This window comes from Streptomyces montanisoli (assembly GCF_017813245.1).
GTDB lineage: Bacteria > Actinomycetota > Actinomycetes > Streptomycetales > Streptomycetaceae > Streptomyces > Streptomyces montanisoli.
In genome coordinates this window covers 1-13,547 of the sequence record NZ_JAGIQL010000010.1, presented here as the reverse complement: position 1 = coordinate 13,547, position 13,547 = coordinate 1, and the positions used below count along the sequence as shown (strand labels likewise).

Genomic DNA, 13,547 nt, shown 5'->3' with positions numbered 1-13,547 from the left:
CGCGGCGGCGCCGCGCGCCGTGGAACCGTGCATGAACCCTCCCGATTGGTTACCCGTCCCCTGCGGGTGCGTCGGCGAGCCCCTCCCGGGAGGGTTCGGCAGTGAGCCCCCGCTCCGCCGCCCCCGGCACCACCGGTGGGCGGCGGAGTCCGTGTTGCGCCGCCCCAAGCACCGCACCAGGCTCGTAACCAAACCACTCCAGGAGGAACCGGTCATGCCGATCGCGACGGTGAACCCCGCCACGGGGGAGACGCTCAAGACGTTCGACCCGCTGGGACCGGAGGAGATCGAGCGCAGGCTCGCCACGGCGTACGACACGTCCAGGGCCTACCGCACCACGTCGTTCGAGGAGCGCGCCCGCCTCCTCGGCCGCGCCGCCGACCTCCTCGATCAGGACGCCCCGGACATCGGCCGCACCATCACCACCGAGATGGGCAAGCCGGTCGCGCAGGCGCGCGCCGAGGCGGCCAAGTGCGCCAAGGCGATGCGCTGGTACGCCGAGCACGCCGGGGAGCTGCTCGCCGACGAGCACCCCTCGGAGGCGGACGTGAAGGACTCCGGCGCCTCCTCCGCGCGCGTCGTGTTCCGTCCGCTCGGCGTGGTGCTCGCCGTGATGCCGTGGAACTTCCCCCTCTGGCAGGTGGTGCGGTTCGCCGCCCCGGCCCTGATGGCCGGGAACGTCGGGCTGCTCAAGCACTCGTCCAACGTCCCGCAGACGGCCCTCTACCTGGAGGACCTCTTCCGCAGGGCGGGCTTCCCCGAGGGCTGCTTCCAGACCCTGCTGATCGGTTCCGGCGCCATCGAGTCCGTCCTGCGCGACCCGCGCGTCGCCGCCGCGACCCTCACCGGCAGCGAGCCGGCCGGCCGCTCCGTCGCGTCGATCGCCGGCGACGAGGTCAAGAAGACGGTGCTGGAACTCGGCGGCAGCGACCCGTTCGTCGTGATGGACTCCGCCGACATCGTGAACGCCGCGAAGACCGCCGTCACCGCCCGGGTGCAGAACACCGGGCAGTCGTGCATCGCGGCCAAGCGGTTCATCGTGCACACCGACGTGTACGACGCCTTCACCGAGCGGTTCACCTCCGCCATGCGCGCGTTGACCGTCGGCGACCCGATGGACGAGGACACCGACGTAGGCCCGCTCTCCAGCGAGCAGGGCCGCAGCGACCTGGAGGAGCTCGTAGACGACGCCGTCAGCCGCGGCGCGCAGGTCCTGTGCGGAGGCGGGCGGCCCGACGGCGCGGGCGCGGGCTGGTTCTACGAGCCGACGGTGCTCGCCGGCATCACCCCGGAGATGCGCGTCCACCGGGAGGAGACGTTCGGGCCCGTCGCCACGCTCTACCGGGTCGCGAGCCTCGACGAGGCCGTGGCCGTCGCCAACGACACACCGTTCGGCCTCAGCTCCAACGTGTGGACGCGCGACGAGGACGACATCGAGCGGTTCGTCCGCGACCTGGAGGCGGGCGGCGTGTACATCAACGGCATGACCGCGTCGCACCCCGCGTTCCCGTTCGGCGGCGTCAAGCGCTCCGGCTACGGGCGCGAGCTCGCGGGTCACGGCATCAGGGAGTTCTGCAACATCACCACCGTGTGGCACGGCGCCCAGGACTGACCGCCGCGCCGCCCGCCGCCCCGGCACCGGGTGCCACCGCCCAGGGAAACGAGCAGGGAGAACCACATGCACCAGGCGAAGACCCCCGCGGAGCGGCTCACCGACGCCGACCTGGCGGCGCTCGACGCGCACTGGCGCGCCGCCAACTACCTCGCGGTGGGCCAGATCTACCTGATGGCCAACCCCCTGCTGCGCGAACCGCTCGCCGCCGAGCACATCAAGCCGAGGCTGCTCGGGCACTGGGGGACCTCCCCGGGGCTCAACCTCGTCCACACCCACCTGAACCGGGTGATCAAGGACCGCGACCTCGACGCGCTGTGCGTGTGGGGGCCGGGACACGGCGGGCCCGCCGTCCTCGCCAACTCCTGGATCGAGGGCACGTACGGGGAGACCTACCCGGACGTCGGCCGCGACCGCGCCGGCATGGAACGGCTGTTCAAGCAGTTCTCCTTCCCCGGCGGGGTGCCCAGCCACGTCGCGCCCGAGACACCCGGCTCCATCCACGAGGGCGGCGAGCTCGGCTACTCGCTCGCCCACGCCTACGGCGCGGCGCTCGACAACCCGGAACTCCTGGTCGCGTGCGTGATCGGGGACGGCGAGGCGGAGACGGGCCCCCTGGCCGCCTCCTGGCACGCGAACAAGTTCCTCGACCCGGCCCACGACGGCGCCGTCCTGCCGATCCTGCACCTCAACGGGTACAAGATCGCCAACCCCGCGGTCCTCGCCCGGCTGCCCGAGGACGAACTCGACGCACTGCTGCGCGGATACGGCCACGAGCCCATCCACGTCACCGGCGACGAGCCGCTCGCCGTGCACCGCGCCATGGCGGCGGCGATGGACGAGGCGCTCGACACCATTGGCGCCGTCCAGCGCGCCGCCCGCGAGGACGGCGCCACCCAGCGCCCGCGGTGGCCCGTCATCGTGCTGCGCACACCGAAGGGCTGGACGGGACCGCGCGAGGTCGACGGGCAGCCCGTCGAGGGGACCTGGCGCGCCCACCAGGTCCCGCTGAGCGGTGTGCGCACCAACCCAGGACACCTGCGCCAGCTGGAGGCCTGGCTCCGCTCGTACCGTCCCGACGAGCTGTTCGACGAGAGCGGCGCACCGCGGCCCGAACTGCTGCGCTTCGTGCCGGAGGGAACCCGCAGGCTGGGCGCCACACCGTACGCGAACGGCGGGCTCATGCTGCGCGAACTGCCGCTTCCGCCGCTGACGGAACACGCCGTCCCCGTCGAACGCCCGGGCACCGTGCTGCACGAGCCCACCAAGATCCTCGGCGCGCTGCTCGAGGACGTGATGGCGGCGACCGCCGAGCGCCGCGACTTCCGCGTCGTCGGGCCCGACGAGACCGCGTCCAACCGCCTCGGCGCGCTCTACGAGGCCACGGACAAGGCCTGGGACGCGCTCACGCTCCCCACCGACGAGCACCTGGCACGCGGCGGCCGCGTGATGGAGATCCTCTCCGAGCACGTCTGCCAGGGCTGGCTGGAGGGCTACCTCCTGACGGGCCGCCACGGCCTGTTCTCCAGCTACGAGGCGTTCGCGCACATCGTGGACTCGATGGTCAACCAGCACATCAAGTGGCTGCGCACCTCGCGCAGGCTGCCATGGCGCCGCCCCATCGCCTCCCTCAACTACCTGCTCACCTCGCACGTGTGGCGCCAGGACCACAACGGCTTCTCGCACCAGGACCCGGGCTTCGTCGACCACGTGCTCAACAAGAGCCCCGAGGTGGTGCGCGTCTACCTGCCGCCCGACACCAACACGCTGCTCTCGGTGGCCGACCACGCGCTGCGCAGCCGCGACTACGTCAACGTGATCGTCGCGGGCAAGCAGCCCACGTTCGACTGGCTCACGATGGACGAGGCGATCGCGCACTGCACCAGGGGCCTCGGCGTGTGGGGCTGGGCCGGCACGGAGGACGGCACGCGGGAGCCCGACGTCGTACTCGCCTGCGCCGGCGACGTGCCGACGCAGGAGACGCTCGCGGCGGCCGACCTGCTGCGGCGCCACCTCCCAGAGCTCGCCCTGCGCGTGGTCAACGTCGTCGACATGGCACGTCTGCTCCCGCACGAGGAACACCCGCACGGCATGCGGGAGTCCGAGTACGACGCGCTGTTCACCCGGGACAAGCCGGTGATCTTCGCCTACCACGGCTACCCGTGGCTGATCCACCGGCTCGCGTACCGGCGCGCGGGCCACACGAACCTGCACGTGCGCGGGTACAAGGAGGAGGGCACCACCACCACGCCCTTCGACATGGTGGTCAAGAACGATCTGGACAGGTACCGGCTCGTCATGGACGTGATCGACCGGGTGCCAGGACTCGGCGTGCGTGCGGTCGCGGTGCGTCAGGCCATGGACGACGCGCGCGCACGCCACCACGCGTGGATCCGCGAGCACGGCACGGACCTGCCCGAGGTCGCGGAGTGGACGTGGCAGGGCTGACGGCCGGCGCCGGCGCACGGCAGGACGGCACGGGTCAGGACAGGACGCGGACGATGACATCGGCAGGGAGGTGCGCGCGGCGATGAGCGGCAGCGCGAACGGCGGCACACGGACGGTGCGGGCGGGGCGCAGGACGATCGAGGTGCACCGGCCGGACAAGGTCCTCTTCCCGGACCGCGAGCTGACCAAGGCCGGCCTGGTCGCGCACTACCACGACCTGGCCCCGTACATCGTGCCCGAGCTGAGGGGCAGGCCGCTCATGCTGGAGCGCCACCCCGACGGCCTCGCGGGGCCGCGCTTCATGCAGAAGAACACGCCGGAGTCGTACCCCGATTGGATCCGCCGAGCCGAGCTGGAGAAGCAGGGCGGCACGGTCATCCATGCCGTGTGCGACGACACGGCCACCCTGCTCTACCTGGCCGACCAGGCCTGCCTGACCTTCCACCGCTGGCAGGCGCGCGCGGACCGGCCGGACAACCCGGACCGCCTCGTCTTCGACCTCGACCCGGCGGGCGACGACTTCGAGCAGGTGCGGTCGGCCGCCCGGCTGCTCGGCGAGCTGCTGGGCGAGATCGAACTGCCCGGCGCGCTGATGACCACGGGATCGCGCGGCCTGCACGTGATCGTCCCCCTGGACCGCAGGGCGGGATTCGACGAGGTGCGTGAGTTCGCGGGCGAGGTGGCCGCGGCGCTGGCCGCCCGCGATCCCGGCCACCTCACGACCGAGGTGCGCACGCAGGCGCGTGGCGGGCGCCTCTACCTGGACATCCAGCGCAACGCGTACGCCCAGACGTCGGTCGCGCCCTACTCGGTGCGCGCCAAGGACGGCGCACCCGTCGCGACGCCCATCAGCTGGGACCAGCTCGACGACCCCGGCCTGCACGCCAGGCGCTGGAGCGTCGGCACGGTCCTCGACCAGGCAAGGACGGACCCCTGGTCGGACATGCCGGCCAGGGGCAGGGGGCTCGGCCCCGCGAGGCGCCGTCTCAGGTCACTGCGATGAGACGGTCACACGGCCGCCAGGGCCGCTCTCCGCGTACGGCTCGCCGCTGAACGCGGCGGCGATCCGCAGCTGGGTGGCCGCCTCCTCGGCCTTGCCCTGGCGCTCGAGCGTCCTGCCGAGCATCAGGCGGGCGTAGGCCTCGACGGGGTCGAGCTCCAGCACGGCGCGCAGCTCGTCCTCGGCCTTGCGCAGGCGCGCCGAGTGGTAGTAGGCGCGGGCCAGCAGCAGGCGCGGGGCGACCTGCCCCGGCTCCTCGGCGACGAGGCCGCCGAGGATCCGCGCGGCGCTCACGTACTCCTTGGCGTCGAAGAACATCCGCGCGCGGTCCCACCGCTCGGCCGGCGTGCCGTACTCGTAGTACGCCGAAACGTTGTGCTCTCCCACAGGACCCTCCTCACGGGCCGGCTGCTGACTGACAGCCGTGACAACCTGAGCAGGTAGTTGAATATTCCACAGCTATGTGTGGGGGCAGCCCACGGCCTCAGCCGGTGGGGCCGGCGGCCGCGCGCCCGGCGTGGGCGAGCGCCGGATCGTGGCCCGCCCAGTGCGCGAGCGGCGCCACGGGAAGCGTGGAGCCGATCTCCCGTTCCGCCGCGCCGAGCCACGCGGACAGCCGGGCGTCGCTCGCCGCGGGCGGCGGGGCCAGGTCGCACAGGGCCGGGTGCTGGCGCAGCAGCTCGGGAGCGCACTGGTCGACGGCGCGCTGGCGCTGCCAGGGCTCGAGACGGGTGCCGGTCATCCAGTGGAGCAGAGCGGTACGGCCGCCCTCGCGGCCCCGGGGGAGCCGGCCGGGCGCCGTGACGCCGAGGATGTCCGCCAGGGGCACGCTGCGCGTTTCGCTCATGCATGCCATCCTGCACCGTCCCCGGCGCCTTGTGGGGTCAGCCGCGCACCACGCGGACCTCGGCCACCTCCATCAGGCCGTCGAGCTCGACCCGGCCCACCGTCTGACCCTGGCTCACCGTCAGGCCGTCGCGCCGCACCAGGTCGAGCAGCCGCTCCGCCAGGGGCATCACCATGTGGCGGCCCCAGCACCGCTCGTTGGTGTGGCCGAACGGCAGGTAGCCGGGGTGGGTGTCCGGGTCGAGCCCGTCCCACCGCTCGGGCAGGAACGCGTCGGGCTCGTCCCACAGCTTCGGGTCGCGGTGGCTCAGCAACGGGAGCAGCAGCACGTCGTCGCACGGGCCGATCCGCCGGTCCACCGCGGTGAACCCGGGCGACGCCATCCGCAGGATGTTCCACGACACGGGCAGCAGGCGCAGGGCCTCGTGGACGATGTGCCGGTTCGGCGTGGAGTCGCCGAACGGCGCGCCGAGCCACAGCGCGTTGGTGACGAGGGCCGCGACCGTGAAGCACACGGGCGCCGCGACCCGCCGGTACAGGTACATCGCGTAACGGCGGTCCTGGTACGTCGCGGAGTCGAGTACGAGCGACGCGAGCTTCGACAGCGGCGCCTCGCGCCCGGGCGCCCGCAGCAGCGCGGCGCCCGAGGTGACGGCCGACCAGGTGAGCTTCGGGGTGAGTTCCAGCCTGCGGTCGACCAGTACGCGAAAGCGCAGGCGCTCCCGGCCGAAGACCAGGTCGCGCAGGTAGGCGTGCGGTACCTGGGGCCACGGGCCGGTCAGGTCGACGGCGTCCTCGAGGGGGCGCTGCAGCGCCCTGCGCACGTCCGAGGACACGGCCTGCATGTAGGTGGAGGCGTCGGTGCGGCTGACGGACCTCGACCGAACGGGCTTGAACGTCGGCCGCTCCTCGGCGTTCGCCGGCCTGCTGCGCAGCAGCGCGTCCATCAGGTCCGCGCCGGCGACACCGACCGTGTCGGGTTCCAGCCTGAAGAGGTCGGCGCCGGTGTGGCGTGCGAGCAGCGCGTCGATCCGCGGTGCGAAGCGCACGGGCCGCCCCGCGCGTGCGGTGGCCGGTCGTTCGGGCATGGAGCAACCTCCGGGGGCGAACGGCGGGTGACGGGACGCGCCCGGCGCCCCGTCACCCTCCCTCTGCGTGAACGGGCCGATCAGATCCAGCCGTACCACGCGTAGGCCTTGAGGCTCTTCTCGCTCCTGACCTTCTTCATGAGGCGAACGAACTTCATGACGACCTCCAAGTGACGGGATGTGCTGGGCTCCGGCCGGCGGCCTGGCGCCAGGCCGCCGACCGTCGCAAAAGTGAATGACGGGGCGTCAAGGCAGTCAAGTGGCCCGTGTCACTTCCAAATTCCCGCACGAGGTGTTTCGGAGGCGTTGACGTTCGCCAACCGGAAAGAACGCGGCCCGAGATGGGAGCTTGCGCCTGATGTAGCACGCGGCGCGCTGTCGACGGTGGATAACCGCCGGCTTCACGAGAGGCCCGGGCCCGGCCGGAGATTTTACGCGGAGGGCGCCGGTCACTCCGTCCCGTCGAACACGCCGCCGCCACCGGTCGCGGCGGTTCCGCGCGGCGGGTCGGGCAGCCGCCTGTCGTGCGTGCCTGCCGACGGGTGCTCCTCCGCCTGGCATTCGGCGTCGAAGATGTCGCAGCCGGCCGTGGCCGAAGGCGTGGGCGTGGGGGCAGCGGGGGGAGGAGAGGTGACCGCCGCGGGAGAGACGTGCGGACGGGGCGGTTTCGAGTCGGTGGTGCCGTCGCCTCCGCCGAAGGCGGTGAAGAGAGCGAACATGGCGCCGGCGAGCGCGATGGCGACGGCGAGAGTGAGGGTGGCGGAACGGGAGGTACGGGACGAAGCAGGCATGGCCGGATCCTCCCGCAGCGGGAGGCGGTGGGCGTGCCGACACCTCGGGGCCGCACTGACCAGGTCACCCGCGCGCCGGAGCGCGGGAAGGGCTCCCGCGGGCATCGCGCCCGCGGGAGCCCTTCGTCCGGCCGTCCGGCTGTCTTTCCTCGCGTCAGCCGGACTGGCCGCTGTCCTTGAGGGCGCCCCAGCCGTGCCAGCGTTCGACGTCGATCCAGGCGCTGACCCTGGCGCGTTCCCGGTTCGGGTAGTCGTTGCCCCCGTAGTGGCGCGACAGCCGGTCGATGTCGGTCAGGCCGGCGTCGTCGCGCATCTCGCCGACGCGCCCGATGACGCTGACGTGCGTGTACCAGTTCCCCTCGTCCAGCACGGTGAGGGTGACCCGCGGATCGTCGCGCAGGTGGCGCAGGCGCACGCGGCCCTCGTCCATGTTGAGCAGGACGCGGCCGTCGTCCTCCCACAGGTACCAGGTGGCGGTCGACACGGGCTGGCCGTCGGACCTCAGCGTGGTGACGACGGCCGGGTTCGCCTTGCGCAGCATGGCGACTGCGTCCTCGGGAAGCGGTGGATTCGACACGGTCTTCTCCTTGTCTCGTGTTCCCGGCCCCGCCGTCGTGGCCCGTACCCGGGGAGCGGGACGGGGGCGGCGGGACCCACCCGGGATCGTACGAACGGGCGGCGCCCCGCCGTGCGCGACGCACGGCACGGGGGCCGGACCCGGGAACGGGGTGCCGGCCCCCTGCCCTGCGGGGTGCGTGGTCACGGGGTCAGTGCTGACCGTCCTCGTACGAGCGGCGCACCGCTTCCGCCGCCTTGTCCGTCTGGGAGTCGTAGCGGTTGTCCGTGCGCTCGTCGACGAGTTTCTCGGCGCGGTCCACGCCCTTGTCGGCCTGGTCGGGGTGGCCCTTCGCCATCGCCTTGGCCTTGTTCGCCATGTCACCCAGCTTGCTCATGTCTACCTCCCGGCAGTGGTGCATGTGCTGCCTTGCACCAAGTCGCCTAACCGCCCCTTCCCGCACGCAAACACCCGGGCCCCCGCCCTGTCCTCAGGGTTCGCGCGCGTGCGCCCTTACGGGAAGGCCCCAAGACGCCCCGCACGGCGCGAGCGGCCGTTCTCGTCCACGGGGCCGAGGTTGTGGCGCGACGCCGCCGGGACGATGGGACGGAGCCGAGTCTCCAGAGGGAAGGACCGTCATGGACACCGGGAGTCCGGACACCCGCACGACCGCCGGCGGCGTATCCGCGTCGCGCGCCGCGGCCGCGTTCCGCCGCGCGAAACTGCTGACGGGGTGCTACCTCGCGGTGAGCGTCGCCACGCTGGCGGCCATCGCGCTGCTGCGCGACGACAGCGCCGCGGTGAACGACGCCGTGTGGGTCAGGGGCTGCGTCGTGGTGGCCAGCGCCGTGGTGACCTTGCTGTGCGCCGTGCGTGCGGCGCGCGGCGACCGCGGCGCCTACCGCAGGCTGCGGGCCGTCTCGGCGGTCATGGTCGTGGCGATCGCCGTGATCATCGCCCTTCCGGGGACCTTCCCGCTGTGGATGAAGATCGATCAGGGCGTCTGCGGGGTGCTGCTGCTCGGGGTGGTGCTCCTCGTCAACGGCAGGCACGCGCGCACAGCCTTCGCCGCCGCGGCGTGAGGCCGCGGCGTGAGGCCGCGGGCCCGGGGTGAGGCCGCCGAGTGGCTGCCGCACCCCGGGCACCGGTCAGCCGCCGATGTGGTAACTGTCGCCGTAGACCTTCCAGTCGAGCGGCGGATCGAGGTCGAGGTTGCCCTGCTGGAGGAAGACGCGCTGCTCGGTGTCCACCCGGCTGGTGTCCTCGTGGGCCGCCTCCTGCTTCATGGCCCAGACCCGCGCGTCCAGGAACGCGTTCAGGTACGCGGTCTCGTCGCCGCCCCTGGACGGCGGCTCGGCGTGCGACAGCGCACGCGCGCGGATGCCGCCGAAGCTGGTGCCGTCGTCGCCCGGGCCGTGCATCACGATCGCGTCGTAGTAGATGAACTGGCCGAGCGTGCCGAGGCCGTCCTGCTTCGCCTGGGCGACCGCGGGGTCGAAGTACACCCGGTCGCGCTCGTCGTTCTGCGCGGACCGGAACACCGGGTCGGACGCGGCCTGCTGCCAGGCGGAGGTGAACGCCGTGCCGAGGCCGTCGTGCGAGTCGGTGCCGTCGACGGCCTCCAGTGCGGGGAGGAAGCGGGCGAGCGGGTTGCCCGGCTCCCGGTCGGTGTACAGGCGCACGACCTGCAGCATGTCGCCGGTGCCCGAGCAGAAGCCGATGATTCCGGCCGTGTAGCCGCGGCCGTCGCCGATGTCCTCGATGTACTTGTACTGGGCCTTCCAGTCCAGCGAGGAGTTCTCCGCGCTGGAGACGAGCTCCATCGCGATCTCCTTCTTCGCCGGATCGTCGAGTCCCGTCGCCGCGGCGGGCCTGGCGCTCGTGGCCGTACCGGCCGCGTGCGCGGCGGGCGGCACGGTCTGCGCGCCCGCGGCCGTCGGCACGGCGGCGAGCGCCAGGCCGAGGAGCGCGGCCGGGACGAGGCGGAGCGTGCTCTTGTGGGGGTGCACTGGGGCCTCCGTGGGGGGTGGGGGCATCTGTTAGGAAGCTTTCCTATCAGAGTTGGCAGGGACACGTACACCCCTGCGGGGCGGGCGAGTTGGGATTCGCCCGTTCGGATGCCTGCCCTGTGCACGCTCTCCGGGCAATCCTCGGTGGTCACCGCTCCGAAGGACGGGAAGACCGGCGCGCACGACGGCCGGCACCGACGAAGGAGGCAGCGACCCGCGATGGTGGAAGAACGGCTGGGGAACCCCCGCACACGAGTGACACGGGCGGCACGGCCCACCGGGGCGGCCGCTCGGCTCCTGCCCGTGGTGGAGCAGGCGTGCGGAGGAGTGCTGCCGGTGCGGCTGCGCGCCTGGGACGGCAGTACGGCGGGGCCCGCGGGAGCGCCCGTGGTCGTGCTCCGTTCGCGCCGCGCGCTGCGGCGGCTGCTGTGGAGCCCCGGCGAACTAGGCCTCGCCCAGGCCTACGTCACGGGGGAACTCGACGTGGAGGGCGATCTCGGGGAGGCGCTGCGGGCCGTACGGCGGGACGCCGCACGGGCGGGCGGCATACGCCCGGGCGCCGGCGACCTCGCGCGCGCCCTGGCGACGGTGGCGGGGCTCGGGGCGCTCGGCCCGCGGCCCAAGGCGCCGAGGAGCCAGGCGGTGCTGCGCGGCGCCCTGCACAGCAAGGCACGCGACCGCGCCGCGATCAGCCACCACTACGACCTCTCCAACGCCTTCTACGAGCTGGTGCTCGACGAGACCATGGCGTACTCGAGCGGCTACTGGCTCGACGACCGTCCCGGCTACGGCGCCGCCGACGCCCAGCGCGACAAGCTCGATCTGATCTGCCGCAAACTGGGCCTGCGCCCCGGCGACCGGCTGCTCGACATCGGCTGCGGCTGGGGTTCGCTCACGCTGCACGCCGCCGAGCACCACGGCGCGCGGGTGACCGCCGTCACGCTCGCCGCCCGCCAGGCCGAGTTCGTACGCGCGCGCGTCGCGGAGCGCGGCCTCGACGACCGCGTCGAGGTGCGGCTGTCCGACTACCGCGACATCGCGGACGGGCACTACGACGCCGTCGCCACCGTCGAGATGGGCGAGCATGTCGGCGACGACGCGTACCCGGCCTTCGCGGGCATCCTGCACGGGAAGGTGCGCCCGGGCGGCCGGGTCATGGTCCAGCAGATGTCGCGCGGCCGCATCGCCCCCGGCGGCGGCGCGTTCATCGAGTCGTTCATCGCCCCCGACATGCACATGCGGCCGCTGGGCGAGACCGTGACGCTGCTGGAGGGCGCGGGGCTCGAGGTCACGGGCGTCGAGTCGCTCCGCGAGCACTACGTGCGCACCATCGCCGCGTGGCACAGGACGCTGGAGGAGCGCTGGGGCCAGGTGGCCGGCCTGGTGGGCGAGGAGATGGCGCGTGTGTGGCGGCTCTACCTCGTCGGCAGCGGCCTGGCGTTCGAGGACCACAGGATGGGCGTGGACCAGATAGTCGCCGCACGCCACGATTAGTTTCCCGCGCGGCGCGGGTCTCCTCTCCCGACATGACCGCAGGACGGACAGGAGCACCGAACATGCCGAACACGGCTGAGAGCGCCAAGGGACCCGCGAGCTACTTCCCCTCCATCGAGCGCGCGTACGGCCGCCCGGTGGCCGAGTGGAAGGAGCTCATCCGCGCCTCGCCGCTGACGCGGCACATGGAGCTCGTCGCGTGGCTCAAGACCGAGCACGGCCTCGGGCACGGGCACGCGAACGCGCTCGTGGCGCACACCCGGGCCGAGGACACGACGATGTGACCCAGCCGGCGGCCACCGCCCCCTGCCGCGGGGCCGCCGGGCCGCGGTCCCCGGCCCCGCGGCGCCCCTTGGCCCGTTCGGGCGAATAATGGCCGTGGCGGGGGCGCGTCACGGGGTCCCCGGGAGTTGCGGCACACCTGCCGACTACAGCAATGTAGACAGCAGAGCGAAGGGGGACCCCTTGTCAGGAACGAGTGCGGAGCGGCGGCCGACGGGCGAGCTGGAGACGGCTGTCCTCACCGTGCTCTGGGCCGCGGGCACGCCGCTCGTCGCCCGGCAGGTGCAGGCCGGCCTGCCGATGCCGCTCGCGCGGACCACGGTCGCCACCCTGCTCGCCCGCCTGCACGAGAAGGGCGCGGTCGTCAGGGAGCGCGCCGGCCGCGGGTACGCCTACTCCGCCGCCCAGGACCGGCAGGGCCTCGCCGCCCGCCGCATGCACCGCGAGCTGGACAAGGACGCCGACCGCGAGGCCGTCCTCGCCCGGTTCGTCTCCCAGCTGGAGCCCGAGGACGAGAAGGTGCTGAGGGAACTGCTCGAGTCGGACCTGCCCGGCGGGAAGGACCCCGAGTGATCCTCCTGCTCCTCCTCGTCCCGCTCCTGCTGCCCTTCGCGGCGCCGCCGCTCGCCCGCGGGCTCGCCGCGCGCGTCGAGCCGGGCGCGGCACTGTGGGCGCTGACGGCGGCGACCGTCGGCCTCGCGGCGAGCACCGTCGCCTCGCTCGCCGGGCTCGTCATCGCCGGCGCGCTGCGGCTGCCGGTCGTGGCCCGCCTCGGCGAGCTGATCCGGCCGATGGCCACAGGACCGGCCGAGGTCCTCCTCCCGCTCGCCGCGGCCGCCGCGGCCGGGCTCGCGCTGTGTGCCCGCACGGCCCTGCGCTCGGCCGTGCGGCAGGGCCGCTCGGTGCGGGCCGCGCACGCCGAGGCCGACGGCGCGAGGACGGCGGACGGCATGACCGTCGTGGCCGACGAGCGGATCGACGCGTACGCCCTCCCGGGGCAAGGCGGCCGCGGCCGTGTCGTGGTCACCGAGGGCATGCTCAGGTGCCTGGACGCCGACGAGCGCGCCGCGCTCGTGGCCCACGAACGCGCGCACCTCGCCGGCCGCCACCACCTCTTCCTCGCGGCGGCCGAGCTGTCCGCGCACTGCCACCCCGGGCTGCGTCCCCTGCGCGGCGACATCTCGCTCGCCGTCGAGCGCGCCGCCGACGAGACCGCGGCGCGGGCCACGGGCGACCGGCGGCTGATCGCCCGCGCCATCGGGCGCGCGGCACTCGCCGCGCACGCCGCCGCGTCCGAACAGCACACGTCTGTACTCTTGTCTCCGATGTACCTCGTGAGCTTTCTTCTGCCTGTGATAGCAGGGGAGGGGGGCGGGGCGGGTGGGGGCGGACGGGGAGGGCGGGGGCAGCGGGGGGAGGGG

At 73.3% G+C, this 13,547-nt stretch carries 16 protein-coding genes; 8 read left to right on the top strand and 8 right to left on the bottom strand.

Annotated features, from left to right (window positions below; all coding sequences use genetic code 11):
* Positions 1–214 precede the first annotated feature (214 nt).
* From JFN87_RS04560 to ligD, 3 genes are all read left to right on the top strand, one after another.
* Positions 215–1,612 carry an NADP-dependent succinic semialdehyde dehydrogenase gene (locus JFN87_RS04560; RefSeq protein WP_209338560.1) on the top strand — a complete coding sequence of 466 codons (1,398 nt, stop codon included), beginning with the start codon at positions 215–217 and terminating at the stop codon, positions 1,610–1,612.
* A 66-nt stretch (positions 1,613–1,678) separates the two neighbouring features.
* On the top strand, positions 1,679–4,060 hold the full coding sequence (locus JFN87_RS04555) for a phosphoketolase family protein (RefSeq protein WP_209338559.1): 2,382 nt from the start codon (positions 1,679–1,681) through the stop codon (positions 4,058–4,060).
* 82 nt (positions 4,061–4,142) lie between these two features.
* Complete coding sequence (gene ligD, locus JFN87_RS04550) at positions 4,143–5,063, top strand: non-homologous end-joining DNA ligase (RefSeq protein ID WP_209338558.1); 921 nt, start codon at positions 4,143–4,145, stop codon at positions 5,061–5,063.
* On the opposite strand, the gene JFN87_RS04545 is transcribed toward ligD, so the two are convergent.
* The 7 genes from JFN87_RS04545 to JFN87_RS04520 form a co-directional block, all read right to left on the bottom strand.
* The gene (locus JFN87_RS04545; protein ID WP_209338610.1) at positions 5,052–5,378 is read right to left on the bottom strand and encodes a tetratricopeptide repeat protein; all 327 of its coding nucleotides are present in this window, start codon (positions 5,376–5,378) and stop codon (positions 5,052–5,054) included. The two genes, ligD and JFN87_RS04545, sit on opposite strands and share 12 nt — an antisense overlap.
* 166 nt (positions 5,379–5,544) lie before the next feature.
* Positions 5,545–5,907, bottom strand: a complete 363-nt coding sequence (locus tag JFN87_RS04540; RefSeq protein ID WP_209338557.1) for a DUF7736 domain-containing protein — start codon at positions 5,905–5,907, stop codon at positions 5,545–5,547.
* Between the two features lie 37 nt (positions 5,908–5,944).
* Positions 5,945–6,994 (bottom strand): cytochrome P450, encoded by a 1,050-nt coding sequence (locus JFN87_RS04535; RefSeq protein WP_209338556.1) that lies wholly within the window; start codon positions 6,992–6,994, stop codon positions 5,945–5,947.
* Positions 6,995–7,074: 80 nt separating this feature from the next.
* Positions 7,075–7,164 (bottom strand): tryptorubin family RiPP precursor, encoded by a 90-nt coding sequence (locus JFN87_RS33460; protein WP_245178740.1) that lies wholly within the window; start codon positions 7,162–7,164, stop codon positions 7,075–7,077.
* Between the two features lie 279 nt (positions 7,165–7,443).
* Complete coding sequence (locus JFN87_RS04530; protein ID WP_209338555.1) at positions 7,444–7,785, bottom strand: hypothetical protein; 342 nt, start codon at positions 7,783–7,785, stop codon at positions 7,444–7,446.
* Between the two features lie 154 nt (positions 7,786–7,939).
* A complete protein-coding gene (locus JFN87_RS04525; RefSeq protein WP_209338554.1) occupies positions 7,940–8,362 on the bottom strand; it encodes a PPOX class F420-dependent oxidoreductase in 423 nt (140 codons plus the stop codon).
* 190 nt (positions 8,363–8,552) lie between these two features.
* Entirely contained in the window at positions 8,553–8,738 is a 186-nt protein-coding gene (locus JFN87_RS04520) for an antitoxin (protein WP_209338553.1), read from the bottom strand.
* 241 nt (positions 8,739–8,979) lie between these two features.
* On the opposite strand from JFN87_RS04520, the gene JFN87_RS04515 reads away from it, so the two are divergent.
* On the top strand, positions 8,980–9,423 hold the full coding sequence (locus JFN87_RS04515) for a hypothetical protein (protein ID WP_209338552.1): 444 nt from the start codon (positions 8,980–8,982) through the stop codon (positions 9,421–9,423).
* 66 nt (positions 9,424–9,489) lie between these two features.
* Here JFN87_RS04515 and JFN87_RS04510 read toward each other — a convergent pair whose 3' ends face one another.
* Positions 9,490–10,377 (bottom strand): chitosanase, encoded by an 888-nt coding sequence (locus JFN87_RS04510; RefSeq protein ID WP_209338551.1) that lies wholly within the window; start codon positions 10,375–10,377, stop codon positions 9,490–9,492.
* A gap of 192 nt (positions 10,378–10,569) precedes the next feature.
* On the opposite strand from JFN87_RS04510, the gene JFN87_RS04505 reads away from it, so the two are divergent.
* The 4 genes from JFN87_RS04505 to JFN87_RS04490 form a co-directional block, all read left to right on the top strand.
* Positions 10,570–11,844 carry an SAM-dependent methyltransferase gene (locus JFN87_RS04505; protein WP_209338550.1) on the top strand — a complete coding sequence of 425 codons (1,275 nt, stop codon included), beginning with the start codon at positions 10,570–10,572 and terminating at the stop codon, positions 11,842–11,844.
* 62 nt (positions 11,845–11,906) lie between these two features.
* Positions 11,907–12,128 carry a DUF4287 domain-containing protein gene (locus tag JFN87_RS04500; protein ID WP_245178739.1) on the top strand — a complete coding sequence of 74 codons (222 nt, stop codon included), beginning with the start codon at positions 11,907–11,909 and terminating at the stop codon, positions 12,126–12,128.
* 181 nt (positions 12,129–12,309) lie between these two features.
* On the top strand, positions 12,310–12,699 hold the full coding sequence (locus JFN87_RS04495; protein ID WP_245178738.1) for a BlaI/MecI/CopY family transcriptional regulator: 390 nt from the start codon (positions 12,310–12,312) through the stop codon (positions 12,697–12,699).
* Positions 12,696–13,547: M56 family metallopeptidase (locus tag JFN87_RS04490; RefSeq protein ID WP_209338547.1), on the top strand; the 852-nt coding region annotated here is incomplete at its 3' end. The genes JFN87_RS04495 and JFN87_RS04490, both read left to right, overlap by 4 nt.